The sequence below is a fragment of the Agromyces italicus DSM 16388 genome (assembly GCF_000421545.1).
In the GTDB taxonomy this organism is placed as follows: Bacteria; Actinomycetota; Actinomycetes; order Actinomycetales; family Microbacteriaceae; genus Agromyces; species Agromyces italicus.
Genome location: NZ_ATXF01000009.1, coordinates 44409 through 67140, shown reverse-complemented (window position 1 = coordinate 67140; position 22732 = coordinate 44409). Strand labels below are relative to the sequence as shown.

Annotated in this window: 24 protein-coding genes and 1 pseudogene; 13 read left to right on the top strand and 12 right to left on the bottom strand. The window is 71.7% G+C overall.

Features of this window, described 5'->3' with window-relative positions; translation table 11 throughout:
• Nucleotides 1-381 precede the first annotated feature (381 nt).
• The 6 genes and pseudogenes from H516_RS22240 to H516_RS0113950 all read left to right on the top strand — a co-directional run bounded on the left by H516_RS22240 (nt 382) and on the right by H516_RS0113950 (nt 2085).
• The gene (locus H516_RS22240; RefSeq protein ID WP_157432271.1) at nt 382-552 is read left to right on the top strand and encodes a GNAT family N-acetyltransferase; all 171 of its coding nucleotides are present in this window, start codon (nt 382-384) and stop codon (nt 550-552) included.
• A gap of 4 nt (nt 553-556) precedes the next feature.
• Nucleotides 557-664 (top strand): annotated as a pseudogene (locus H516_RS22940) (GNAT family N-acetyltransferase); the annotation flags it as partial.
• Nucleotides 665-707: 43 nt separating this feature from the next.
• Complete coding sequence (locus tag H516_RS22840; RefSeq protein WP_022890330.1) at nt 708-836, top strand: N-acetyltransferase; 129 nt, start codon at nt 708-710, stop codon at nt 834-836.
• 91 nt (nt 837-927) lie between these two features.
• Complete coding sequence (locus H516_RS20235) at nt 928-1119, top strand: hypothetical protein (protein WP_022890329.1); 192 nt, start codon at nt 928-930, stop codon at nt 1117-1119.
• A 175-nt stretch (nt 1120-1294) separates the two neighbouring features.
• Nucleotides 1295-1597, top strand: a complete 303-nt coding sequence (locus H516_RS0113955) for a DUF1540 domain-containing protein (protein ID WP_022890328.1) — start codon at nt 1295-1297, stop codon at nt 1595-1597.
• Nucleotides 1598-1713: 116 nt separating this feature from the next.
• Nucleotides 1714-2085 (top strand): helix-turn-helix domain-containing protein, encoded by a 372-nt coding sequence (locus H516_RS0113950; protein ID WP_022890327.1) that lies wholly within the window; start codon nt 1714-1716, stop codon nt 2083-2085.
• Here H516_RS0113950 and H516_RS0113945 read toward each other — a convergent pair.
• From H516_RS0113945 to H516_RS0113935, 3 genes are all read right to left on the bottom strand, one after another.
• Nucleotides 2067-2693: a ClpP family protease gene (locus H516_RS0113945; protein WP_022890326.1), complete on the bottom strand. Its 627-nt coding sequence runs from the start codon at nt 2691-2693 to the stop codon at nt 2067-2069. The genes H516_RS0113950 and H516_RS0113945 overlap by 19 nt on opposite strands.
• Nucleotides 2690-3310 (bottom strand): ClpP family protease, encoded by a 621-nt coding sequence (locus tag H516_RS0113940; RefSeq protein WP_022890325.1) that lies wholly within the window; start codon nt 3308-3310, stop codon nt 2690-2692. The genes H516_RS0113945 and H516_RS0113940 overlap by 4 nt, the downstream gene beginning before the upstream one ends.
• 255 nt (nt 3311-3565) lie before the next feature.
• Nucleotides 3566-4102, bottom strand: coding sequence for a MarR family winged helix-turn-helix transcriptional regulator (locus H516_RS0113935; protein ID WP_022890324.1), 537 nt, complete (start codon nt 4100-4102; stop codon nt 3566-3568).
• A 101-nt stretch (nt 4103-4203) separates the two neighbouring features.
• On the opposite strand from H516_RS0113935, the gene H516_RS0113930 reads away from it, so the two are divergent.
• Entirely contained in the window at nt 4204-4776 is a 573-nt protein-coding gene (locus H516_RS0113930) for an NADPH-dependent F420 reductase (RefSeq protein ID WP_022890323.1), read from the top strand.
• A gap of 69 nt (nt 4777-4845) precedes the next feature.
• Here H516_RS0113930 and H516_RS0113925 read toward each other — a convergent pair whose 3' ends face one another.
• Nucleotides 4846-5679 (bottom strand): MBL fold metallo-hydrolase, encoded by an 834-nt coding sequence (locus H516_RS0113925; protein WP_022890322.1) that lies wholly within the window; start codon nt 5677-5679, stop codon nt 4846-4848.
• A 60-nt stretch (nt 5680-5739) separates the two neighbouring features.
• Between H516_RS0113925 and H516_RS0113920 the strand changes: the two genes are divergently transcribed.
• The 3 genes from H516_RS0113920 to H516_RS0113910 are packed head-to-tail and all read left to right on the top strand — an operon-like array spanning nt 5740 to nt 9430.
• Nucleotides 5740-6471, top strand: coding sequence for an NUDIX hydrolase (locus H516_RS0113920; protein ID WP_022890321.1), 732 nt, complete (start codon nt 5740-5742; stop codon nt 6469-6471).
• Between the two features lie 2 nt (nt 6472-6473).
• Nucleotides 6474-7937 (top strand): phytoene desaturase family protein, encoded by a 1464-nt coding sequence (locus tag H516_RS0113915; RefSeq protein WP_022890320.1) that lies wholly within the window; start codon nt 6474-6476, stop codon nt 7935-7937.
• 47 nt (nt 7938-7984) lie between these two features.
• Complete coding sequence (locus H516_RS0113910; protein ID WP_022890319.1) at nt 7985-9430, top strand: lipase maturation factor family protein; 1446 nt, start codon at nt 7985-7987, stop codon at nt 9428-9430.
• Between the two features lie 344 nt (nt 9431-9774).
• Here the strand turns inward: H516_RS0113910 and H516_RS0113905 are convergent, their stop codons facing one another.
• Nucleotides 9775-11157, bottom strand: a complete 1383-nt coding sequence (locus H516_RS0113905; RefSeq protein ID WP_084620723.1) for an MDR family MFS transporter — start codon at nt 11155-11157, stop codon at nt 9775-9777.
• Nucleotides 11158-11322: 165 nt separating this feature from the next.
• Here H516_RS0113905 and H516_RS0113900 point away from each other — a divergent pair, with 165 nt between their 5' ends.
• The gene (locus H516_RS0113900; RefSeq protein ID WP_211217099.1) at nt 11323-12450 is read left to right on the top strand and encodes an AI-2E family transporter; all 1128 of its coding nucleotides are present in this window, start codon (nt 11323-11325) and stop codon (nt 12448-12450) included.
• Between the two features lie 54 nt (nt 12451-12504).
• On the opposite strand, the gene H516_RS0113895 is transcribed toward H516_RS0113900, so the two are convergent.
• A complete protein-coding gene (locus H516_RS0113895) occupies nt 12505-13875 on the bottom strand; it encodes a GNAT family N-acetyltransferase (protein WP_022890316.1) in 1371 nt (456 codons plus the stop codon).
• Nucleotides 13876-14120: 245 nt separating this feature from the next.
• On the opposite strand from H516_RS0113895, the gene H516_RS0113890 reads away from it, so the two are divergent.
• Both H516_RS0113890 and H516_RS20230 read left to right on the top strand, forming a co-directional pair.
• Complete coding sequence (locus H516_RS0113890; protein ID WP_022890315.1) at nt 14121-15407, top strand: multidrug effflux MFS transporter; 1287 nt, start codon at nt 14121-14123, stop codon at nt 15405-15407.
• A 58-nt stretch (nt 15408-15465) separates the two neighbouring features.
• The gene (locus H516_RS20230; RefSeq protein ID WP_022890314.1) at nt 15466-16236 is read left to right on the top strand and encodes a phosphatase PAP2 family protein; all 771 of its coding nucleotides are present in this window, start codon (nt 15466-15468) and stop codon (nt 16234-16236) included.
• A 735-nt stretch (nt 16237-16971) separates the two neighbouring features.
• Here the strand turns inward: H516_RS20230 and H516_RS0113880 are convergent.
• The 6 genes from H516_RS0113880 to narH all read right to left on the bottom strand — a co-directional run bounded on the left by H516_RS0113880 (nt 16972) and on the right by narH (nt 22713).
• Nucleotides 16972-17475 (bottom strand): MogA/MoaB family molybdenum cofactor biosynthesis protein, encoded by a 504-nt coding sequence (locus H516_RS0113880; protein ID WP_022890313.1) that lies wholly within the window; start codon nt 17473-17475, stop codon nt 16972-16974.
• Complete coding sequence (gene moaC / locus H516_RS0113875; protein ID WP_022890312.1) at nt 17472-17954, bottom strand: cyclic pyranopterin monophosphate synthase MoaC; 483 nt, start codon at nt 17952-17954, stop codon at nt 17472-17474. The genes H516_RS0113880 and moaC overlap by 4 nt, the downstream gene beginning before the upstream one ends.
• On the bottom strand, nt 17947-19233 hold the full coding sequence (locus tag H516_RS0113870; protein ID WP_033197238.1) for a molybdopterin molybdotransferase MoeA: 1287 nt from the start codon (nt 19231-19233) through the stop codon (nt 17947-17949). Before H516_RS0113870 ends, moaC begins: the two co-directional genes overlap by 8 nt.
• Before the next feature lie 347 nt (nt 19234-19580).
• On the bottom strand, nt 19581-20345 hold the full coding sequence (gene narI / locus H516_RS0113865; protein ID WP_022890310.1) for a respiratory nitrate reductase subunit gamma: 765 nt from the start codon (nt 20343-20345) through the stop codon (nt 19581-19583).
• Nucleotides 20342-21073 (bottom strand): nitrate reductase molybdenum cofactor assembly chaperone, encoded by a 732-nt coding sequence (narJ, locus tag H516_RS0113860; RefSeq protein ID WP_022890309.1) that lies wholly within the window; start codon nt 21071-21073, stop codon nt 20342-20344. Before narJ ends, narI begins: the two co-directional genes overlap by 4 nt.
• Nucleotides 21073-22713 (bottom strand): nitrate reductase subunit beta, encoded by a 1641-nt coding sequence (narH, locus tag H516_RS0113855; RefSeq protein ID WP_022890308.1) that lies wholly within the window; start codon nt 22711-22713, stop codon nt 21073-21075. Before narH ends, narJ begins: the two co-directional genes overlap by 1 nt.
• Nucleotides 22714-22732: the final 19 nt, after the last annotated feature.

Sequence of the window (22732 nt, the reverse complement as noted above, 5' to 3'; positions counted from 1 at the left end):
ACGCGAAGGAGTTCCGCATGGCACGCATCGTACTCATCGGCGGCACGGGAGGGTCGCATTGCGACTCGAACGAGTGACCATCGGCCGCACGATCCGATTCAACGCGGGCGCGACGCCGATCGCCGACGCGATCCGCTGAACCGGTCGAGGAGCTCCCGCCGCATCACTGCCCTCGCGGGCGGCGTATCAACGACCAGAGCGCGGCGACGAGCAGTACCCCGCCCACTGCGCCGATCAGCCCCAGGATCGACCACAACATCGTCTCCATCGACATCGCCCACCTCCGTGTCCGTGGCTTCATCATGCCCGTGCGGCGGCCCGAACTCCAGCATCCGGCCGAGGACGATCGCCGCCCCGGCCCGTGCATGGCAGGATCCGAGGATGCCTGATCCACGTGTCGCCCGCTCGAGCCGCGTGGGCGACGCACCGGCGCCCGTCGTGCCCGAGCACCCCGAGGCGCGCGGCTGCGGCATCGGACGACTCCTGCTGCGCCGCCACTTCTTCACCCTCGAGCCTGTCCTTCGTCGCCGTCGCGCCACGCGACGGTCGTGACGAGGTGGTCGGCTTCGTGCTCGCGCTGCGCAACGAGCAGGACTGGGCGGGACAGGGGTTCAGCTCCTCGTACGTGCAGCTCGTCGGCGTGGTGCGGCCCCGGCGCGGTCAGGGCATCGCCCGGCGCCTGCTCGGTCGGCATCTCGAGCCGTGCCGTGCCGCAGGGGCTCGAGAAGGCGACGCTCGACGTCGACGCCGAGAGCCCGACCGGGGCGCTGGGCCTGTACACGGAGCTCGGGTTCGAGGTCGTCCACTCGCACCAGAGCTACGTGCGCGAGTACTGAGGAGCGGGCGCCGCATCGGCCGTGCTGTCAAGCGGTTGACGGATGCCACGCGCCCGCGCACGCTCGAAGGATCGAGACGAGGGAGGGCGCGATGAGCGACGCGACGCGCGGCGGATCGGCAGCAGGAGGTTCCGAGCGGTCCGACACGGTGCGCCTGGACCGCGACGGCGAGCCGGTGGACGGCGGCCAGGAGCGCGGCGAGGACGCGAACGATGTCGAGGCCGACAACGCCGTCGAGGAGGACACGATCGAGACGGTCGACCCCGACAACGCACCGGCCTGATCCTGCTCCGGCTGCGCGGCATCGGTGCCGGAAAGGTAAGGCAATCCTCAGAAGAAAGTCCCACTGATCTGCGGAATTCCGTCCCGGTGATGCTGCGGGATCGCCCCGCGCGGGGTTAGCATCCAGATACCGAGCGGCCGTCTCGACGGAGCCGCAACCGCCAGAGGAGGTCACCATGAGCATGACGCTCGACGAGTTGCCCGCAGTCGCCGAATGCTCGGTGTCCGGATGCTCCTACAACGACCATTCGCATTGCCACGCCGCCGCCGTGACGATCGCCGGTTCGGTCGGCGACGCCGAGTGCGCGACCTTCATCCCGCTGGGCAGCAAGGGCGGCCTCGACAAGGTGATCACGCACGTCGGTGCGTGTCAGCGCTCCGAGTGCGTGCACAACTCGAAGCTCGAGTGCACCGCGGCCTCGGTGCGGATCGGCGCCGGCACGGACGACGCCGACTGCCTCACGTACGAAGTCGCCTGAATCGACGCGAGCGGGCCCTGCCGAGTGATCGGCAGGGCCCGTTTCGTGTGCTCGGGCCGTTCTGCTGTGAGCGGATCGCCCTGTCGCCCGCGAAGGCGCGCGATTAGCCTCGGCGCATGGGCAAGGTCGTCGAGTTCCCGCGAACACCCCGCACTGCGAAGCCGCTCTGGCGCAACGAGCTGGGTGAGGTGCTCCGCGGCGAGCGTCTCGCCCAGGAGCGCATCCTCACCGAGGTGGCGGGGACGGCGGGGGTCTCGCCCCAGTACCTCTCCGAGATCGAGCGCGGTCGCAAGGAGCCCTCGAGCGAGGTGCTCGGCGCCGTGACCGAGGCGCTCGGGCTCGAGCTCGTCGAGGTCGTGCACCGGGTCGCCGACTCGCTCAGGGCCCGACGCGAGCTCGAACGGCGCGAGGCCGAGCGGCGCGAACGCCTCGAACGCGAGGTGTCGTTCACGCCTGCTCGCGGGAGCGCCTACCTGCTCGCCGCGTAGGAGGAACCCGCGCCGACCGCGACCTGCGCCGTCAGCACGTGATCGGCGAGCCCGTACTCGACGGCGGCGGAAGCCGACAGGATGCGGTCGCGGTCGGTGTCGCGGCGCAGCGTCGCCGCGTCGTGTCCGGTGTCGGCGGCGAGCGCCGCCTCGAGCTCGGCGCGCACCCGCACCACCTCGTCGGCGTGGATGATGAGGTCGGGGATGGAGCCCCGGCCCTGCGTCGAGGGCTGGTGCAGCACGACCCGCCCGTGCGGCAGGATCGCCCGCCGGCCCTTCGCCCCGCCCGCGAGGAGCACCGCGGCCGGCCCCGCCGCCTGGCCGACGCATGTGGTCGCGACATCCGGCCTGATGTGCTGCATCGTGTCGTAGACCGCGAGCGCCGCGCCCGACGAACCGCCCGGGGAGTTGAGGTAGAGACTGATCGGGCTCTCGCTCGATTCGGAGGCGAGGTGGAGGAACTGCGCGATGAGCACGTTCGCGACGCCGTCATCGATCTCGGTGCCGAGGTAGACGATGCGCTCCGAGAGCAGCCGGCTGTAGACGTCGAGCGAACGCTCGCTGTTGCCGCGCTTCTCGACGACGTAGGGGATGGTGTAGCTCGTCATGCGGGCACTCGCAATCCGGTCTGGGGGCGCACGGCCCGCGGGAACATCTCGTCGAAGCCGTCGACGACGCGGTCGATGAAGCCGTAGTCGACCGCCTCCACGGCGGTGTACCAGCGGTCGCGGAGGGAGTCCTCGGCGATGCGCTCGAGGGGCTGGCCGGTGTTCGCCGCGGTGATGCCGAGCACGGTGTCGCGCATGTGCCGCAGGTCGTCGGCCTGCAGCTCGACGTCGACCGCGGTGCCGCCGATGCCGGCCGATCCCTGATGCATGAGGATGCGCGCATGCGGCAGGGCGAAGCGCTTGCCCGGCGTGCCGGCGCTCAGCAGGAACTGGCCCGCGCTCGCGGCGATCCCGTACGCGATCGTCGACACGTCGTTCGGGATCGCCCGCATCAGGTCGGCGATGGCGAGCATCGCCGACACCGAGCCGCCGGGCGAGTTGATCCAGAAGCGGATGTCCCGGCGCTGGTCGTCGGCCGCGAGGGTGATCAGTTGCGCGCAGAGGCGGTTGCCGCCCTGCTGGTCGAGCTCGTCGCCGAGCACGATGATGCGTTCGTGGAAGAGCCGGGCGGCGAGCTCGGCGTCGATCGGCTGGATGGCCGGGGTCTGTTCGCTCATGACCCCAGCCTGCGCGGCCGAGGCGCGGCGCGGGCCGGATGCTGCTCACGGCAGTGCTGCCGTCGGCAGCGCGCTGCCCCGCGCACCCGCGCGCTTCGCGCCCGCGCTCCCGCGCACCCGCGCACCCGCGCGCCCTCCGCGCGGCGTGACGATGTTTTGCCGCTCCACGTCCCTTCGGAACGTCCGTCGAACTGCCGTCTGCCGGCAAAAGGGCGTGGCGATGGACGATGGAAGGTGAGGCAGCGCGGACTCTGCTCAGGCGGGCGGGGACTCCGCGAGCGTGCGTGCGACCGGCCCCTCGCTGTACTGGCAGGAGGTCGCGCTCAGCCTCTCGTCGGGGTCGAGCTTCGACAGCACCGCGCCCGCGATCACGTAGAGCTGCTCGAGCTGGCCGGGGGTGAGCACGTCGAGCACGTTCGTGCGCACGGTGTCGACGTGCCCGGGCGCGGCGTCGGCCATGAGGTCGAGCCCCGCTTCGGTGATCGTCGCGTTCGTCGCGCGTCGGTCTTCAGGGCAGGGGAATCGGCGGATCAACCCGCGCTCCTCGAGGCGACGCGCGACATGCGAGAGCCGCGGCAGGGTCGCGTTCGTCCGGGAGGCGAGTTCGGTCATGCGGAGGGTGCGGGTCGGCTCATCGGCGAGCGCCATGAGCGCGACGTACTCGAAGTGGGTGAGGCCGGCGTCGCGCAGGAGTTGTGCGTCGAGCGCCCCCGGCAGCAGTTCGGCGACGGCGATCAGGCGCACCCAGGCCGCCGATTCCTCGGGGGAGAGCCACTGCGTTTCGTCTGCCATGACTCGATTCTAGCGCATTGGTTGACGCAACAACTGAATTGGTCTAGGGTAATGGTTGTCGAAACAAGTAATCGCGTCGAACGGCGCGGGGAGGAATCGCAATGACGACCGTCAGCATCATCGGAAACGGCAACATGGGCAGCGCGATCGGCGGCATCGTCGCCGCGGGCGGCAACAGCGTCGAGGTCGTCGGCCGCGACGCATCGCAGCCCATCACGGGCGACATCGTCGTGCTCGCCGTGCCGCACTTCGCGCTCGCCGAGATCGTCGAGGCCCGTGGCGCCGAGCTCGCCGGCAAGATCGTCGTCGACATCACCAACCCGCTGGACTTCGAGACCTTCGACTCGCTCGTTCCCGCGTCCGACAGTTCGAAGGCGGCCGAGCTCGCCGCGCTCCTGCCCTCCTCGCGCGTGCTCAAGGCGTTCAACACGAACTTCGCCGCGACGCTCACCTCGAAGTCGGTCGGCGACGAGGAGACGACGGTGCTCGTCGCCGGCGACGACGCGGTGGCCAAGCAGGCGCTCATCGACGTCGTGCGCGCCGGTGGCGTGAAGGCGATCGACGCGGGCGCGCTCAAGCGGGCCCGTGAACTCGAGTCGATCGGCTTCCTCCAGCTCACCCTCGCCGTGCAGGAGAAGATCGGCTGGACGGGCGGCTTCGCCGTCGCCGCCTGACCCGCGTCTCGCCATGCAGATCGAATCGTCCGGTTCCTCACGGAACCGGGCGATTCGTCTGCGCGGGCGTCAGGCGGGGCCGCGCAGGTACTTCAGCTGCGCACGCATGGATGCCTCCGCCGCACCCCGCACCGAAGCATCCGTGTCGGCGTAGACGAGGTCGGTGACCTCGCCGACCGAGGCGTCGTCACCAAGGCGGGCGAGGGCCGCGCGCACCTGCTCGAGGCGGTCCGCGCGGTGGGCGAGGTAGGCGTCGCACACCGCGGCGAGATCGGGCAGCGCGGGGCCGTGACCCGGCAGTACGGCGATCGGGCCTGGCGTGCCGAGCCCCCGCAGACGCGCGAGCGAGTCGAGGTACGGACCGAGTGCGCCGTCGGGGTCGGCGATGATCGTCGTGCCGCGGCCGAGGACCGTGTCGCCCGTCAGCACGGCGAGCGGGGCACGACCCTCGCGGTCGCCGCTGCGCTCGCGCTCGCCGAGGAGCGCGAAGCACGCCGAGTCGGCCGTGTGCCCGGGGCTCGCGATCACCTCGAGCTCGACCCCCGCCGCGGCGATGAGCTCGCCGTCGACGAGCGGCGTCGCGTCGCGGCAGAACGCGGGGTCGATCGCCCGCACCGGGGCACCGGTGAGCCGCACGAAGGCGTCGATCGCCTCGGTGTGGTCGGCATGGTGATGCGTGATGAGCACGAGCTCGATCGGGCCCTGGGCGGCGAGTCGGTCGAGGTGGCCCGCATCGGCCGGCCCCGGGTCGACGACGATCGTCGAACGGGCGCCCGGCGCCTGGAGCACGTACGAGTTCGTGCCGTCGAGGGTCATCGGTCCGGCGTTCGGTGCGAGCACCCTGCGGGCCAGCCGCGACGGCCCGGCCGTGTCGACCCGCTCGTGCGCTGCGGCGTCATCCATCCCGGCAGTGTATCGGCCCGCCCCGGTGCGAGCCGGGGTCGACCGGCCTAGTCTGAAGAGATGGACAGCGTGCCCGAGTCCCCGAACGCACCCGTCGCGACCCGTACCGCCGCCACCGTCGTGCTGCTGCGCGACGGCGAGCTCGGCCTCGAGGTGCTGCTCGCCGAGCGACCGAGCGATCGCGGCTCGTTCGCGGGCGCCTGGGTGTTCCCGGGCGGCGCCGTCGACGAGTCGGACGCCGTCGGCGCCCCACCCGAAGGCCTCGAGGCGGCTCGACGCGCCGCCGTGCGCGAAGTCGAGGAGGAGGTCGGACTCGTCATCGACGCACAGGAGCTCGTGCCCTTCTCCCTCTGGACCCCACCCCGAGGAGCGCCCAAGCAGCTGACGACCGCGTTCTTCGCCGTACGGGTGCCTGACGGCGAACTTCGACTCGCCCCCGACGAGGTCGTCGCCGCCGAGTGGTTGCGCCCGATCGACGCCCTCGACCGCCACGCCGCGGGGGGCCTGACGCTGTGGCCGCCGACCTGGGTCACCCTGCACGGCCTGCTCGATGCGCCGTCGGTCGACGCCGCGCTCGCCGGGTTCGCCGCGGGCGAGGTCCGCCCGTTCCGTGCGCGCCGCGACGAGGCACGTCGCATGGTGCTCTGGCAGGAGGACGAGGAGTACGACGCGATCCTCGCCGGGGATCGGCGCGGCCCCGCCGCCGTGCCCGACGACGCCCCCGACGCGCGGGGCAATCGCCACCGACTCATGATGGACCGCCTGCCCTGGGTCTATCTCCACACCTTCTGAGCATGGTCGACGTCACCGTCGTCGGATCGGGACCCAACGGGCTCACGGCCGCCGTCGTGGCGGCGCGCGCCGGCCTCACCGTGCGCGTCGTCGAGGCGGCCTCGACGATCGGCGGGGGAGTGCGAACGGCCGAGCTCACCCTGCCCGGCTTCCGGCACGACGTCTGCTCGGCGGTGCATCCGGCGGCGCTCGCCTCACCGGTGTTCCGCGAGCTCGGCCTCGTCGACGGCCCGCACGCGCCCGAGTGGATCGTGCCCGAGGCCTCGTACGCGCACCCGCTGCCCGGCGGCCGCGCCGGCATCGCCTGGCGCGACCTCGATCGCACCGTCGACGGGCTCGGCGCCGACGGGCCGGCGTGGCGGCGTCTCATCGCGCCGCTCCTCGCCCGGCAGCGCGGCGTCGTCGACTTCACCGGATCGCAGCTGCTGCGCGTGCCGCGCGACCCGATCGCCGCGTTGCGTTTCGGACTGCGCGCACTCGAGCAGGGCACCCGCGCGTGGGATCGGCGCTTCACCGGCGACGTCGCGCCGGCGCTCTTCACCGGGGTCACGGCGCACGCGGCGGGCGGGATGCCCTCGCTCTCCTCCGCCGGCGCCGGCCTGCTGATCGCGATGCACGCCCACGGCGTCGGCTGGGGGTTGCCGCGGGGCGGATCACAGGCGATCGCCGATGCGCTCGTGGCCGAACTCGCCGGGCACGGCGCCGAGATCGTGACGGATGCCCCGGTGCAGTCGCTCGACGAGGTGCAGGGCTCCCGCGCGGTGCTGCTCGACACCTCGCCCGAACTCCTCTTCACCGCCTCGCTGCCGCCCCGCTACGAGAGGGCACTGCGCCGGTACCGCTACGGCTCGGGCGTCGCGAAGGTCGATTTCGCGCTCGACGGCCCGGTGCCGTGGGCGAACCCCGCCGTCGGGCTCGCCCCGACCGTGCACCTCGGGGGCAGCCGGCGCGAGATCGCCGCGGCCGAGAACGCGGTCGCCCGGGGCCTGCAACCCGGGCTCAACGCGGGGGTCGCCGGTGACGGCGGTGCCCCGAGGCATCCGTATGTGCTCGTCTGCCAGCCGAGCGTGGTCGACCCGAGCCGTGCGCCCGCGGGCAAGCAGGTGCTGTGGGCCTACACGCACGTGCCCGCGGGGTCGACGCTCGACGCGACCGAACTCGTGACCGCGGAGGTCGAGCGCTTCGCGCCGGGGTTCCGCGACGTCGTGCTCGCGAGCACGGCGAGTTCGGCACGTGAGGTGGCCGCGTACAACCGCAACTACGTCGGCGGCGACATCTACTCGGGCGCGCTCGACTTCGCGCAGCTCGTGAAGCGCCCGGTGGTCTCGACGAAGCCGTGGCGCACGCCCGTCGACGGCGTGTACCTCTGCTCGAGCGCGACTCCGCCCGGCCCGGCCGTGCACGGCATGAACGGCTGGTACGCGGCGAAGCTCGCCCTCCGCGAGCGTTTCGGCCTCAGCGTCTGAGGCGGTCCGCTCAGAGCGCGGCATGCCCGCGGGCGTAGCGTGGAGGGGTGGACTGGACCGTCTGGTTCGACGCGCACGACTACGAGGTCGCCCGCCAGGTGCTGCAACGCGGCATCGGCGCGCTCGCCGTCGTCGCGTTCTGGTCGACGTTGAACCAGTTCCGGCCCCTCCTCGGCGAGCACGGCCTGCTGCCGGTGCCCGAACTCCTGCGGCGGGCCTCGTGGTTGCGCGGGCCGAGCCTGTTCCGCTGGGGGTACACCGACCGGCGGCTCGTCGCGGTCGCCGTCGCGGGGATCGCGCTCGGGACATCCATCGTGCTCGGACTGCCCCAACTCGGACCGCCGTGGCTGCCGATGCTCGTCTTCCTCGCCCTGTGGCTGCTCTACCTCTCGATCGTGAACGTCGGCCAGACCTTCTACGGCTTCGGCTGGGAGATGCTCCTCTGCGAGGCGCTCTTCACGGCGGCGTTCCTCGGGTCAGATCAGGTTCCGCCGCCGGTCACCGTGATCGTCGCCGTGTGGTGGCTCGTGTTCCGGCTCGAGTTCGGCGCCGGCATGATCAAGATCCGCGGCGGCCGCGAGTGGCGCGACCTCACGGCGCTCATGTACCACCACGAGACCCAGCCGATGCCGGGCCCGCTCAGCAGGCAGGCGCACCTGCTGCCGCCCTGGTTCCACCGCGGCGAGGTGCTCGGCAACCATTTCGCGCAGCTCGTCGTGCCGTTCCTCCTGTTCGTGCCGGGGTGGGTCGGCGCGGCGGCGGCCGTCGTCGTCATCGTCACGCAGCTGTGGCTCATCGTGACGGGCAACTTCGCCTGGCTCAACTGGATCACGGTCGTGCTCGCCGCCTCGGCCGTGCCAGATTCGGTGTGGCATGCGATCATCCCGGCGATTCCGCAGAGCCTCGGCACGGATGCCACGGCCTCGCCCCTCTGGTGGATGCCCATCGTGCTCGTGGCATCCGCCCTGCTGCTCGTGCTCAGCTGGTGGCCGCTGCGCAATTTGCTCGCGCACCGCCAACTCATGAACGCCGCGTTCAACCGATGGATGCTCGTGAACGCCTACGGCGCCTTCGGCACCGTCACGAAGCGGCGCATCGAGATCGTCGTCGAGGGCACCCTCGACGAGGTGCCCGACGAGGATGCCGCGTGGCGCGAGTACGGCTTCAAGGGCAAGCCGGGCGACGTGCGAGCGCTGCCGCGGCAGTGGGCCCCGTACCACCTGCGGCTCGACTGGCTGATGTGGTTCCTGCCGCTCGGGCGCCTGTGGGAGCCGTGGTTCGAGGTGTTGCTCGAGCGCCTGCTCGCGGCGGATGCCCCGACGCTCGCGCTGCTCGCGCACGACCCGTTCGACGGGGTGCCGCCTCGCTGGCTGCGGGTGCGGGCCTACCACTACCGCTTCGCGACGCGGCGGGAGTTCCTGGCGACGCGGGAGCGCTGGGTGCGGACGCTCGAGGGCGAGGTCATGCCGCCGGCGACCTCGGGTCTCGAGTAGCGCCCCTCGCCCGACCTCGCCCGACCTCGCCCGCCCTCGCCCGACCTCGCCCGACCTCGCCCGACCTCGCCCGACCTCGCATCGGGAGGAGAACGCACGATCGGGAGGAGGCCGATCGCGGATTCGTCCTCCCGATCGTGCGATCTCCTCCCACGCCGACGGAGCGGGACGGGGAGCGGGACGGGGAGCGGGACGGGGAGCGGGACGGGGAGCGGGACGGGGAGCGGGACGGCGAGCGGGACCGCGAGCGGGACGGAGGAGCGAGACCGGGGAGGGTGGCGGTAGGGGTGCGGGCGGCGGGGCCTGGGGGCGAGGGGTCGGCGCGGGCTGTGGGATGCCGCGGCTCAGCCCGCGGCGGCGGCCTCCGCGGGTCGGTGCTCGATCTCGTCGACCCTGGCGCGCGGCATCGCGAGACCCGCGGCGATCGTGAGGAACGCCGCGACGAGCACCGCGAGGAACACCGCGGCCGACCCCGCCTGGATCGCCACGGGGGACTGCGGGCCGAGCCCCGAGCGCGTGATCACCCCGTTCGCGACCGCACCGAAGATCGCGACGCCGACGGCGCTGCCGACCGAGCGCAGGAACATGTTCGCGCCCGTCACGACCCCGCGCTCCTCCCACGGCACCGACGACTGGGCGGCGATGAGGGTGGGCGAGGCGACCAGTCCGAGGCCGAGGCCCACGATGAAGCAGGCGACGGCCGTCGTCCACACGTTCGGCACGAACGAGGCCGCGACGAGCGCCGCGCTGCCGAGCACCGCGATCGCGAGGCCGATGAGTGCGGTGGCGCGGAACCCGATGCGGAGGAACAGGCGACCCGCGTTCGACGCGGCGATCGGCCAGCCCAGGGTGAGGGCGGCGACCGCGAGGCCCGAGACCAGCGGCGAGGCATCCGCTGTGATCTCGAGGAAGGTGGGCACGTAGGAGGTGAGCCCGATGAGCACGGCGCCGACGCCGAGCGAGATCAGCGACGTCGTGACGATGAGGCGTCGCGAGAACACCCAGAGCGGGAGCACGGGCTCGGCGGCGCGGCGCTCGATGAACACGAACGCGACGAGCAGCAGCCCGCCGAGACCGAATGCCCCGAGGCTCTGCCAGGAGAGCCACGCCCATGCCTGCCCGCCCTCGAGCACGGCGAGGATGACGAGGGTGAGTCCGAGGGTGAGCACCGTCGCGCCGGCGACGTCGATGCGGTGCTTCTCGCGTCCGAGCGACTCGTGGTAGGCCCGCCACAGCATGACGGCGGCGAGCAGACAGAGCGGGATGTTGACGAAGAAGATCCACCGCCATGACAGGAACTCGGCGAAGACCCCGCCGAGGGTCGGCCCGATGACCGAGGAGGCCGCCCATACGCTCGCGATGTAGCCCTGCACCTTCGCCCGCTCGCGCACCGTGTAGATGTCGCCGGTGATGGTGATCGAGACGGGCAGCACCGCACCGGCGCCGAGCCCCTGCACGGCCCGGAAGACGATGAGCGAGGTCATGTCCCAGGCGACGCCGCAGAGGATCGAACCGAGGAGGAAGAGCCCGATCCCGACGAGCATGATGGGTTTGCGGCCCACCGTGTCGGCGAGCTTCGAGTACACCGGCACCGAGACGGCCTGCGCGAGCAGGTAGATCGAGAACAGCCACGGGAACTGCGAGAAGCCGCCGAGGTCGTCGACGATCGAGGGCACCGCCGTCGCGAGGATCGTCGAGTCGATCGCGATGAGCCCGGTCGCGAGCATCACGGCGATGAGCACCGGCCCCCGCTCGGATCGGAAACCCACACCAGCAACGTCGCCCACACCACTCCTCACCTCGGGCGCGCGGCAGCGCCCCTCTGATCACAATCGCCGCGGCATCCGTTTCATTCCCGCGGGATGTCGCGAGCCGGCGGTAGCGTCTGGACCATGCGAATCCGTACGAAGCGGGCCCCTCTGCCGGCGTCGCCCTCGACCGAGGTGACGAGCGACGGCGATGCACGAGGCCCCGAGGTGAAGATCCGGGCGTTCCGCATCGGATTCATCGGCGCCCTCGGCGTGCTGCTCGCCCTCATGCTCGGCGGGATCGTCTCCGAGCTCGGCACCGTCATCCTGTACGTGGCCCTCGCCCTGTTCCTCGCGCTGGGGCTCGATCCGATCGTCAGCTGGATGCAGCGGCGCGGGCTGCCCCGATGGGCGGCCATCCTCATCGTCTTCGCCGTCGTCATCGGGCTGTTCGTCGGACTCATCGCGATGATCGTGCCGATCGTCGTGCGCGAGACCACCAACGTCATCGAGGATTGGCCGGCGATCGTCGAGAACGCGAAGAACAGCGACCTCGTCGTCTGGCTCAACAACCTCTCGGGCACCGGCCACGCGATCGAGGAGGCGATCGAGGCGGCAGGCAAGTGGCTTGCAGACCCGGCGAATCTCGGCTCGCTCGGCGGCGGCATCCTCGCCGTCGGAGCCGGCATAGCCGGCGGCTTCACGGGCGCGACGATCGTGCTGATCCTCACCCTCTACTTCCTCGCCTCGCTCGATTCGATGAAGCGTTACGCGGCTCGATTCGTGCCCGCCTCCTCGCGGGCCGGCTACCGCGACGTGTCGGAGGAGATCACCGGCTCGGTCGGCCGATACGTGATGGGCCAGGTGAGCCTCGCCGCGGTCAACGGCGTGCTGAGCCTCATCTACCTCTCGATCATCGGGGCGCCGGCGCCGATCCTCTTGGCGTTCATCGCCTTCCTCTTCTCACTCGTGCCGCTCGTGGGAACGCTCTCGGGTGCGGTCATCATCTCGCTCATCTGCCTCGCCGCGGGCCCGTACACCGCACTCGCGGCGGCGATCTACTACCTCGTCTACATGCAGGTCGAGGCCTATGTGCTGAGCCCCCGCATCATGAACCGGGCCGTCGCCGTGCCCGGCGCGCTCGTCGTCATCGCCGCGGTCGCCGGCGGCACACTGGGCGGGGTGCTCGGGGCGCTCGTCGCGATCCCGGTCGCGGCGTCGCTCATCATCATCGTGCAGAAGGTCGTCTTCCCCCGTCAGGACTCGATCTAGCGGCATACCGTGGGTTGAGGAGCGCCCGACGAAGGAGGACGCGTCTCGAAACTCTCAGAACCAGATGCTGAGATGCGGCGCCCGCGGCGACGAGAAGAGCCGGTCGGCCACGGCGAGCGATCCGGGCGTCGTCTCGACGACCCGGCCCGCGCGGGCGAGCAGCGACGGTGCGACGTCGCCGAGGTAGATCGCGCCGAGCTCCGCCACGCCGAGCCGCAGGCCCAGCCCCTGCGTCGGCCTCGACCTGCGTGCGGCGCGCGCCGAGGCATCCGCCGGTGCCGACTCGGCTCGGTGCACCTCGGCGTGACCCTTCGCCGAGAACTCGATCTCGAAGCGTCCGGCGGCGTACCCCTGGCGGTCGTCGATGTCGAGCACGAGCGAGCCGCTGCCCGAGTAGCGGCGCGCCTCGAGGGCGGCGACGGGGTCGAGGATGCGCAACCAGAGGTGATCGACGACGTCGCTGACCGTGATCGCCCGCCGATCGGCGATGAGCCACGGCAGCGGCTCGTCGACCGAGCGCAGCCGGCCGCGCACCCGCCCGATGAGGTCGTGCTCGGTGAGGAAGCGCCAGAGCGCACGCTCGGCCTCGTCGGTGGCGGCCGCGAGGAAGTCGAACTCGAGCACGCTGCGGTCGTCGTTGTCGGCGTCGCCCGGATCATGCCGCACCCGGAACACCACGAAGCCCTGCGGCTGGTCGTGGCGGTCGTCGTAGCGCGCCACCCGGATCGAGCGCGAGCGCTCGCTGTCGGGGGCGTGGGTGCCGAGCATGCGGTCGAGGAGGCCCGGCCAGCGGTCGATCTCGCCGGGCGTGCGCGCGACGGCTCGGCGGGCGATGGAGGCCGCGGCGGTGCGCATGACCTCGGGTGCCACGAACTGCACACGACCGGGCTCGAGCGGCGCGACCCACTCGACCCGGCGACGGGCGACCTCGACGGTGGCGGCGCGGGCCGCGGGCGCGAACCCGTACCGTTCGTAGAGCGTCGCCTCCGACGCGGTGAGCATGGCGAGAGCGGCGCCGGCGGCGACGGCGTTCTGCAGTTCGCCCTCCATCAGCGCCCGGGCGACACCGCGACGACGGTGGGTGGGTGCGACGGTGACCGAGCTCACCGCCCAGCCGTCGACGCTGCGGCCGCCGGGCACGCTCAGGCCGGTGGGCCAGCTCGCGACCGTCGCGACCGGGATCTCGGGGGCGTCGAGCGTCGGGTCGTACACGCCGTGCACGCGCCGATCGGCGAACACCGACACCTCGCGGGCGAGTTCTGCGTCGTCGGCCCGGTTCTCGTGGAAGCCGCGCCGGTCGGCTGCGACCCAGGCCTCGAGCGCGGCGCGGTCGCCGGGATCGACGACACGGTACTCGAGGCCGCGCGCCGCGAGTGCGGCCTCGGCCTTCGGGTCGAGCGGGATGTCTCGGAGATCGAACGGCACCGATCCAGCCTAGCGACGCCGCCCGTGCCCGTCGCATGAGTCGGCGAACTCCCCTCGCGCAGCGGCACGACTTGCGGTAATCTCGAAACTTCGAATCGATTCGAGTCCGATGTGTCGGCCGAATCCGCACGACGGCACGCACCGCGTCGCCGTCGTCGTCGTTCCCGGTGTCCGATGGCGCGCGCCGAGGCCGCCGGCCCCGCCCGGCACCAGACCTCTTCCGCATTCGAGCACGCCAGGATCGCATGTCCGCCACGAGCCCCATTCCCATCATCCGCCCCGACGACACCCGGTCGACGCCGGTGGTGTCGGTGCATCCCGGCGACCGCCTGACGAGCCGTCAGCGTCTCGTCTACGTGCTCGTGCTCGGCGCGCTCACCGCGCTCGGGCCGTTCACGGTCGACCTCTACCTGCCCGCCTTCCCGGTGCTGCAGGAGGAGCTCGGCGTCTCGGCGGCCGCGGTGCAGATCACGCTGACCGGCACGATGATCGGCTTCGGCTTCGGGCAGCTCATCGTCGGCCCGTGGAGCGACAAGGTCGGGCGCCGACTCCCGCTGATGCTCGCGACGGCGCTGCACATCGCGGCCTCGATCGGCGCGGCGTTCGCCCCCGACATCGTGTGGCTCGCCGTGTTCCGCCTGCTGCAGGGCTTCGGTGCCGCCGCGGGCGGAGTCGTCGCGATGGCGATGGTGCGCGACCTGTTCGGCGGCAAGCCCCTCGTGAAGATGCTCTCCCGCCTCGCGCTCGTGAACGGCCTCGCCCCGGTGCTCGCGCCCGTCATCGGCTCGCAGCTGCTGCAGGTCATGGACTGGCGCGGCATCTTCTGGGTGCTCGCCGGCTACGGGGTCGTCGTCGTGCTGTGCGTCGCGTTCCTCATCGTCGAGACGCTGCCGCCGTCGCGCCGGCACGTGTCGGGTCACTCGACCATGCGCGACCGGTACGCGGCGCTCTTCCGCGACCGAGTGTATCTCGGCGCCGCGCTCGTCGGCGGCATGGTGTTCACGGGGCTGTTCGGCTACCTGTCGACCTCGTCGTTCCTGTTCCAGGAGGTCTACGAGTTCACCGCCCAGCAGTACGGGTTGCTCTTCGGCGTCAACTCGATCGGCATCATCATCGGCGTGCAGACGAGCTCGCGCCTCATGCGCGGCCGGGTCGCGCCGCAGTGGATCCTCGCGGTCACGACCGTCGTGCTGTTCGGCTCGTCGATCGCGATCGGCGTTCTCGACGTGACGGGCGCGGGCCTGTGGGGCACGATCGTGCCGCTGTTCCTGTTCATCACGGCGTGCGGGTTCTCGTTCCCCGCGGTGCAGATCCTCGCGCTCGCGTCGCACGGAAGCGAGGCGGGTACCGCCGCGTCGCTGCTCGGCGCGCTGAACTTCGGGCTCGCCGGCCTCATCTCGCCGCTCATCGGGCTCATGGGCGTCGGCAGCGCCCTGCCGATGGCGATCGTCATGACGGCGGCCGCCGGGGTCGCGATCGTCGCCCTCTGGGCACTCGTGCGCCCGAAGACCGTGCCGCCGCTCGCCGACTGACCCAGGTCGCGACGGCGAGGCGGGCGGATGCCGGCGCGCCGGACGTTAGCGTTGGAGGATGCAGCCGACGCGCACCGTTGACGAGAAGCAGGCGGATGCCTCGGTGCGGACCGTGCGGCGACGCGCGCCGCTCATCGGCGGCATCGTCGCGGTCGTGACGGCGGCCCTGCTCGGCTTCGTGATCATGGGGCGTTTCGAGGGGCTCCCGTTCGCCGTCGACGAGCAGTGGGCCGAGGAGGTCTTCGCGATGCGCGGGCCCGTCGGCGACCTGTTCGCCTACTTCATGAATGCGCTCGGTGGCGGGGTCGTCGGCGTCTTCGTCATTCCCGTCAGTACCGCGGTCGCGCTGCTCATCCTGCGCCGGCCGTGGGCCGCGCTCTATTTCATCGCCGCCTCGGCGGCGAGCGCGGGGGTCGTGCAGGTGCTGAAGTCCGCGTTCGGCCGCGCCCGACCCGAAGACATGATCGTCGTCTCCGACTTCGGATCGTTCCCCTCGGGGCATGTCGCGAACGCCGCGACCATCGCCGTGGCAGTGGGCGTGATCGTGCCGCGGCTCTGGGTCTGGGTGCTCGGCGCGCTCTACACCGTGCTCATGGCGATCAGTCGTACCTACCTCGGGGCGCACTGGTTCTCCGACACGGTCGGCGGCGCACTCGTCGGCGTCGGGGTCGCCCTCGTGCTGTGGGCGATCTTCGCCGTGCCGCTCGAGCGCGAACGCCTCGACTGGATCGACCGGGTCGCCGCTCGCAATGCCGAGCGCGCTCAGGCGCACGTGACTCCGCCGCGCGTGCCGCGCGTGCCGCGCGTGCCGCGCGTGCCGCGCGAATGACCTGACCCGGCCTGCCGCCACATCTGCGATGGACCCCGACCGCAGGTCTATGCCATAGCTCGCGGGTCTGCGTGGTCTGCCACGCGTCATTCGCTACGCACCGCCGGTCGGCGACGCTCCGCAGAGTTTCGGCGCCTCGGCGATACGACCTTCCGCGCACGCCGCGCACGCCGCGCACGCCGCGCCCGCCGGGCCCGCCGGGCACGCCGGGCACGCCGGGCACGCCGGGCACGCCGGGCACGCCGGGCACGCCGCGCACGCCGGGCACGCCGGGCACGCCGGGCACGCCGCGCACGCCGGGCACGCCGGGCACGCCGCGAGCGCCAGATGTCCATGTTCGCAGGGCGGCCACATGACCACATGGCCACACCTTGGGTGGCCACTTGACCACATGGCCACACCTTGGGCGGCCACTTGACCACATGGCCACACCTTGGGCGGCCACTTGACCACATGGCCACACCTTGGGCGGCCACTTGACCACATGGCCACATTCTGGGCGGCCACTTGACCACATGGCCACACCCTCTGCCGAGGGAAGGTCCGGTGGCAGCGGATGAGGTGCGGGCGGCGGGTCAGGTGCGGGCGGGCGCACGCGGGTCAGGTGCGGGCGGGCGCACGCGGGTCAGGTGCGGGCGGGCGCACGCGGGTCAGGTGCGGGCGGGCGCACGCGGGTCAGGACGGGCCGGCGCCCGGGGGTCAAGGCGGGCCGTCGGCGAGGGAACTCAGCGGCCCCTATGCCGAGTCGGTGGGCGCGTGATCGCCGCCCGCGAGCTGGTCGAGCACATGCTCGAGCACCTCGCCGAGCAGGCCGAGTCCGTCGCGGACTCCGCCGCGCGAACCGGGCAGGTTGACGACGAACGTCGAGCCGGCGACCCCGGCGACGCCGCGGGTCAGCAGCGCGGTCGGGGTCGTCGCAGCGCCGCGACGGCGCAGCTCCTCCGCGAAGCCGGGCAGTTCGCGGTCGAGCAGCACGGCGGTCGCCTCGGGGGTGCGGTCGCCCGGCGCGAGGCCGGTGCCGCCGGTCGTCACGATCACGGCGGGCGCGGCCGCGACCGCCGCCTCGAGCGCCGTCGCGAACGCCACACCGTCGGCGGCGACGAGAGGTCCCTGCACCGAGAACCCGCGCTCGGTGAACCAGTCCGCGATCACCGGCCCGGTGCGGTCTTCGTAGACGCCCGCCGCGGCACGCGTCGAGGCCACGAGCACGGTGGCGGCCCGTGGCATCCGCTCGGTCATGCGCGCGACCAGTCGCCGCTCTTGCCGCCTGCCTTCGCGAGCACCATCACCTCGCCGATCACGGCGCGGTTGTCGACCGCCTTGATCATGTCGTAGAGGGTGAGCGCCGCGACGCTCGCAGCGGTCAGCGCCTCCATCTCGACACCCGTGACCCCCTTCGTCGTCGCCGTCGCGACCACGCGCACCTGCGAGCCGTCGGCGGTGATGTCGACGTCGAGCTTCGTGAGCGGCAGCGGGTGACAGAGGGGGATGAGGGTCGAGGTCTGCTTCGCCGCCATGATGCCGGCGATGCGGGCGGTGCCCATCGCCTCGCCCTTCGGCAGCGTGCCGTCGGCGATCATCGCGACCACCTCGGGGCGGGTCGTGAGCACGGCCTGCGCGCTCGCGGTGCGCTTCGTGACCTGCTTGTCGGTGACGTCGACCATGTGCGCCGAGCCGTCGTCGCGCAAGTGGGTGAGGCGGGGCGGGGTGTCAGTCATCGATCCTCCAGACATCGACGGCGGCGCCGGCGGGAAGGGCGTCGACCCCCACCGGCAGGTGCACGAGCACCGTCGCCTGAGCATACGCGTGCAGCAGGTGCGAGCTCGGCGCGCCGACCTCGACGGCGCCGTCGCCGTCGATGACACCCCGACGCACCTGGTGCTTCGCCCGCGGCGACACGACGTCGTGCGCGAGCGGCAGGCGCGCGCGGTGCCGATCGGGGGCGAGCCCCACGAGGCGGCGCAGCACCGGCCGTAGGAACAGCTCGAAGGAGACGAGCGCCGACACCGGATTGCCGGGGAACGAGACGATCGGGAGCTCGATCGGGCCGTCGAGGCGCGCGGTACCGAGGCCCTGCGGACCGCCTGGCTGGATGGCGACCTTCACGAACTCGACACCGAGCGGTGCGAGCGCCTCGCGCACCACCTCGAACGCGCCGGCGCTCACGCCGCCGGTGGTCACCACGAGATCGACCGTGGGTGCGGATGCCTCGAGCGCGGCCCGCACGGACGCGGCATCGTCGGGGGCGAGCGCCTCGACGACCTCGACGCCGCACTCGCGCAACGCCGACCCGAGCATCGCCGTATTGGCGTCATGGATCTGCCCGGGGCGGAGCGGAAGCCCGGGCGCCCGCAGCTCGTGGCCGGTCGAGATCAGCAGCACCCGCAGCGGGCGGCGCACGGGCACCTCGGTGACTCCCGCGGCGGCGAGCGAGCCGAGTTGGGCCGGGCCGAGCCTTGTCCCCGCGGCGAGCAGCAGGGCGCCCGCGGCGATGTCGCTGCCCGCGCGGCGGATGAACGTGCCCGGCGCGACGGGGGCGGTGAACCCGACGACCGAGCCGTCGGGGGAGTCGTGGCGCCCCGCACCGAGCCCGATGAAGGCGGACGGGTCGGCCGCCTCGATCGGCACGACGGCGTCCGCCCCGTGGGGGATCGCGGCACCGGTCATCACCGGAGAGGCGGTGCCGGGGGCGAGCCCGAACGGCGCATCGCCTGCGGCGCTCGTCGGCCCGACCCCCAGTCGTACCGGGGTGCCCGGGCGCGCCTCGGCGAGATCGTGGGATCGCACGGCGTAGCCGTCCATCTGCGAGTTGTCGAAGCCTGGCAGCGCGACGGGCGAGTGCACTTCGCGGGCGAGCACCCGGCCGAGGGCGTCGCTCGGCCCAACCGCGGCGGTGACCGGGACCGCCACCGAATGTGACTCGTCGGAGCCGTACCGGGCGGCGAGCGGGTCGAGCAGTTCGTGCACGGCCCGTTGGTGTTCGGCGTAGCTGCGCATCGGTGCCTCGCTCTCCACGGTGAGCGGCGGGATCGCGTCGGTCGACCGCCTGCCGTCGATCGTACCGGAGGGACGCGTACGGCCCTCCGGGCACCCGACCCGTGGCTCGGAGAGATCATCCAGCTTTCACCGAGGTCACTCACAGGAGAGGGCCGTAGTTTCTGAACTAGGACGTTTGACCCACACCCCCAGTGGGTGTCCCGCGATCGGCGCTCGGGGTGGAGCCGGCCTCGTCCCCCCACGAGCTGCTCCCATGCGCCCCGGGCGCCGATCGGCTCTTCGACTCGATCGCCGCGCGCCGGATCCGGCACCCTATCCGGATCCGGCGCCGCGCCGCGACCGATCACTCAGAGCTTCGTCAGCTTCTTCGGGTCGGGCGTCTGGATGCCCTCCCACCCGGGCCGGGCGGGCCGCGACCCGGGGCGCCGTGCGTCGTCGCGCGAGCGGTAGACGATGTACGGGCGGAACAGATAGCCGATCGGCGCCGACCACACGTGTACGAGCCGGGTGAACGGCCAGAGTGCGAACAGCACGTTCGCCGCGATCACGTGGATCTGGAACATGATCGGCACGTCGACCATCAGCTCGGGCCGCGGCTGGAAGACGATGAGGCTCCGCAGCCACGGGCCGACCGTGCCGCGGTACTCGTAGCCGGGCCCGAGCAACTGGTACATGACCGTCGCGATCGTGCCGAACAGCAGCACCGCGCCGAGCACGACGTACATGAGCTTGTCCATGCGGGTCGTCGCGAGGAAGACGGGCCCGACGGTGCGACGCCGGTAGATCAGGATCGCGAGCCCCGCGAGGGTGAGCACCGCCGCCGCGGTGCCGAGCGCGGTCGCCCCGAGGTGGTACATGTGCTCGTCGATGCCGATGGCGTACAGCCACTCGCGCGGGATGAGCAGGCCCACGGCGTGCCCCGCGATCACCATGAGGATGCCGAGATGGAACATCGGAGACCCCCAGCGCAGCAGCCGGCTCTCGTAGGTCTGGCTCGACCGCGTCGTCCACCCGAACTTGTCGTAGCGGTAGCGCCAGATGTGCCCGACGACGAACACCGCGAACGCGGCGTACGGCATCGCGACCCACAGCAGAATGTCCCATGTGGTCATGCGCGTGCCTCCTCGTGTGCGGCCCCGACGGGCTGGAACGGCGGGATGTTGCCGAGGAAGGACAACCCGACCGTCTCGGCGGGCGGCCCCTGGCTGACGAGTTCGAGGTAGCGGTCGCGCGTCGCGTCGTCGAGCTCGGGCAACGACCGGCACACGGCGCGCACGAGACCCGCCCACGGGCTCTGCTGCTTCTCGAGGGCCTCGCGCAGCACCTCGAGCCCGTCGCGGTGGGCCGAGAGCAGTTCGGATGCCACGGGGGAGTCGCTGCGCGCCGAGAACTCGAGCACGGCCGGGAGGTAGTCGGGGAGTTCGTCGGCGTCGAACTCCCAGCCCGCGGCGCGATACGCCTGGATGAAGGTCACGAGCGCCGTGCCGCGTCGTCTCGTGTCGCCCGCGGCGTAGTAGCTCAGGTACATGCAGCACTTTCGCTTCAGGTCGAAGGTCGCGACGTACTCGATCGCGAGCGCCTCGCGGTCGGTCGCGGCGGCGTGATCGATGAAGGCGCGCAGCTCGCCCGCGATCGCCGGGGGCAATTCATCCAGGGATGCCTCGACCGCGGCGACCCGTGCGTCGAAGCCCTCGTCGGGGTAGTCGAGCAACAGTGAGCTCGCGATGTGCGCGAGCCGTCTCGTGGCGTCGTCGAGCGCGAGCGGGGCGGTGGCGGGCCCACGGGACGAGCGCGAGGCATCCGACCCGTGTCTTCTGAAGATGAGCGGCAGGTTCGCCATCATTCGCCCTCGGACTTGGGCGGGAAGAGGCCGGTCGGTGCGCCGTTGCCGTCCCAGTTGAGCAGGTTGACCCGGCCCGAGGTCGAGGGCCGGTCGGCGGTCTGCCGGTTCTTCAGGGCGTGGAAGTTCTCGACCGCGACGGGCACCTGCTGCCCGCTCGACGAGCCGAACGGCCCCGCGCCGCCCATGCCCGGCCCGCCGTCGTAGTCGAGCGAGCAGGCGAGCTCATCGAGCTCCTGGGCCTGCTCGGTGTGCGCCGCGGGGATGACGTAGCGCTCCTCGTACTTCGCGATCGCGAGCAGCCGGTACATCTCCTCGAGCGAGTCGCCCGTCATGCCGACGGCGTCGGCGATGCGCTCGTCTTTGCCCTCGCCGAGGTTGATGCCGCGCATGTACGAGCGCATCGCGGCGAGCTTGCGCAGCGACGCCTCGACCGGGCGGGTGTCGCCGGCGGTGAAGAGCCCGGCGAGGTATTCGAGCGGGATGCGCAGCTTCGCGATCGCCGCGAACAGCGTCTTCGCGTCTTCGCCGTCGTTGCCGGAGGAGGCGATGACGTCGACGACGGGCGAGAGCGGCGGGATGTACCAGACCATCGGCATCGTGCGGTACTCGGGGTGGAGCGGCAGCGCCACCTTGTACTCGTTGATGAGCTTGTGGATCGGCGAGCGCTGCGCGGCGTCGATCCAGTCCTCGGGGATCCCGGCCTCCCTGGCCGCCTGCACGACCGCCGGGTCGTGCGGGTCGAGGAAGACGCTGCGCTGCGCGTCGAGGAGTGCGTGCTCGTCTTCGACCGACGCCGCCTCGGCGACCTTGTCGGCGTCGTAGAGCACGAGGCCGAGATAGCGGAGGCGCCCCACGCAGGTCTCGGAGCAGACGGTCGGCAACCCGACCTCGAGGCGCGGGTAGCAGAGCGTGCACTTCTCGGCCTTGCCGGTCTTGTGGTTGAAGTAGACCTTCTTGTACGGGCAGCCCGACACGCACATGCGCCAGCCCCGGCATTGGTCTTGATCGACGAGCACGATGCCGTCTTCGACCCGTTTGTACATCGCGCCCGACGGGCACGACGCCACGCACGAGGGGTTCAGGCAGTGCTCGCAGATGCGCGGCAGGTAGAACATGTAGGTGTCTTCGTACTCGGATGCCACATGCTCCGACATGTGCTGGAGGATCGGGTCCTCCGCCATGGTCTCGGCCGAGCCGCCGAGGTTGTCGTCCCAGTTCGCCGACCAGGAGATCTTCATGTCTTCCCCCGTGAGCAGGCTCTTCGGCTTCGCGACCGGGGTGTGCTCGCCCGCCGGGGCGTTCAGGAGCATGTCGTACTCGTACGTCCACGGTTCGTAGTAGTCGTGGATCTCGGGCAGCTTCGGGTTCGAGAAGATCGTGGCGAGTTTCTTCATGCGCCCGCCCGAGCGCAGCTTCAGCCGCCCCGACTTCGTGCGGACCCAGCCGCCGCCCCATTTCTCCTGGTCTTCGTAGCGGCGGGGGTAGCCGATGCCGGGACGGGTCTCGACGTTGTTGAACCACACGTACTCGACGCCCGAGCGGTTCGTCCACGCCTGCTTGCACGTGACGCTGCACGTGTGGCAGCCGATGCACTTGTCGAGGTTCATGACCATCGACATCTGCGCCATGACCTTCACGCTGTACCCCCTGTTCGAC

Excerpts from the sequence above, each read along its gene's own strand:
- H516_RS22240 (WP_157432271.1), top strand. The coding sequence starts at position 382 with ATGCCTGATCCACGTGTCGCCCGCTCGAGCCGCGTGGGCGACGCACCG.
- H516_RS20235 (WP_022890329.1), top strand. The coding sequence starts at position 928 with ATGAGCGACGCGACGCGCGGCGGATCGGCAGCAGGAGGTTCCGAGCGG.
- H516_RS0113955 (WP_022890328.1), top strand. The coding sequence starts at position 1,295 with ATGAGCATGACGCTCGACGAGTTGCCCGCAGTCGCCGAATGCTCGGTG.
- H516_RS0113950 (WP_022890327.1), top strand. The coding sequence starts at position 1,714 with ATGGGCAAGGTCGTCGAGTTCCCGCGAACACCCCGCACTGCGAAGCCG.
- H516_RS0113945 (WP_022890326.1), bottom strand. The coding sequence starts at position 2,693 with ATGACGAGCTACACCATCCCCTACGTCGTCGAGAAGCGCGGCAACAGC.
- H516_RS0113940 (WP_022890325.1), bottom strand. The coding sequence starts at position 3,310 with ATGAGCGAACAGACCCCGGCCATCCAGCCGATCGACGCCGAGCTCGCC.
- H516_RS0113935 (WP_022890324.1), bottom strand. The coding sequence starts at position 4,102 with ATGGCAGACGAAACGCAGTGGCTCTCCCCCGAGGAATCGGCGGCCTGG.
- H516_RS0113930 (WP_022890323.1), top strand. The coding sequence starts at position 4,204 with ATGACGACCGTCAGCATCATCGGAAACGGCAACATGGGCAGCGCGATC.
- H516_RS0113925 (WP_022890322.1), bottom strand. The coding sequence starts at position 5,679 with ATGGATGACGCCGCAGCGCACGAGCGGGTCGACACGGCCGGGCCGTCG.
- H516_RS0113920 (WP_022890321.1), top strand. The coding sequence starts at position 5,740 with ATGGACAGCGTGCCCGAGTCCCCGAACGCACCCGTCGCGACCCGTACC.
- H516_RS0113915 (WP_022890320.1), top strand. The coding sequence starts at position 6,474 with ATGGTCGACGTCACCGTCGTCGGATCGGGACCCAACGGGCTCACGGCC.
- H516_RS0113905 (WP_084620723.1), bottom strand. The coding sequence starts at position 11,157 with ATGCTCGCGACCGGGCTCATCGCGATCGACTCGACGATCCTCGCGACG.
- H516_RS0113900 (WP_211217099.1), top strand. The coding sequence starts at position 11,323 with ATGCGAATCCGTACGAAGCGGGCCCCTCTGCCGGCGTCGCCCTCGACC.
- H516_RS0113890 (WP_022890315.1), top strand. The coding sequence starts at position 14,121 with ATGTCCGCCACGAGCCCCATTCCCATCATCCGCCCCGACGACACCCGG.
- H516_RS20230 (WP_022890314.1), top strand. The coding sequence starts at position 15,466 with ATGCAGCCGACGCGCACCGTTGACGAGAAGCAGGCGGATGCCTCGGTG.
- H516_RS0113880 (WP_022890313.1), bottom strand. The coding sequence starts at position 17,475 with ATGACCGAGCGGATGCCACGGGCCGCCACCGTGCTCGTGGCCTCGACG.
- moaC (WP_022890312.1), bottom strand. The coding sequence starts at position 17,954 with ATGACTGACACCCCGCCCCGCCTCACCCACTTGCGCGACGACGGCTCG.
- H516_RS0113870 (WP_033197238.1), bottom strand. The coding sequence starts at position 19,233 with ATGCGCAGCTACGCCGAACACCAACGGGCCGTGCACGAACTGCTCGAC.
- narI (WP_022890310.1), bottom strand. The coding sequence starts at position 20,345 with ATGACCACATGGGACATTCTGCTGTGGGTCGCGATGCCGTACGCCGCG.
- narJ (WP_022890309.1), bottom strand. The coding sequence starts at position 21,073 with ATGGCGAACCTGCCGCTCATCTTCAGAAGACACGGGTCGGATGCCTCG.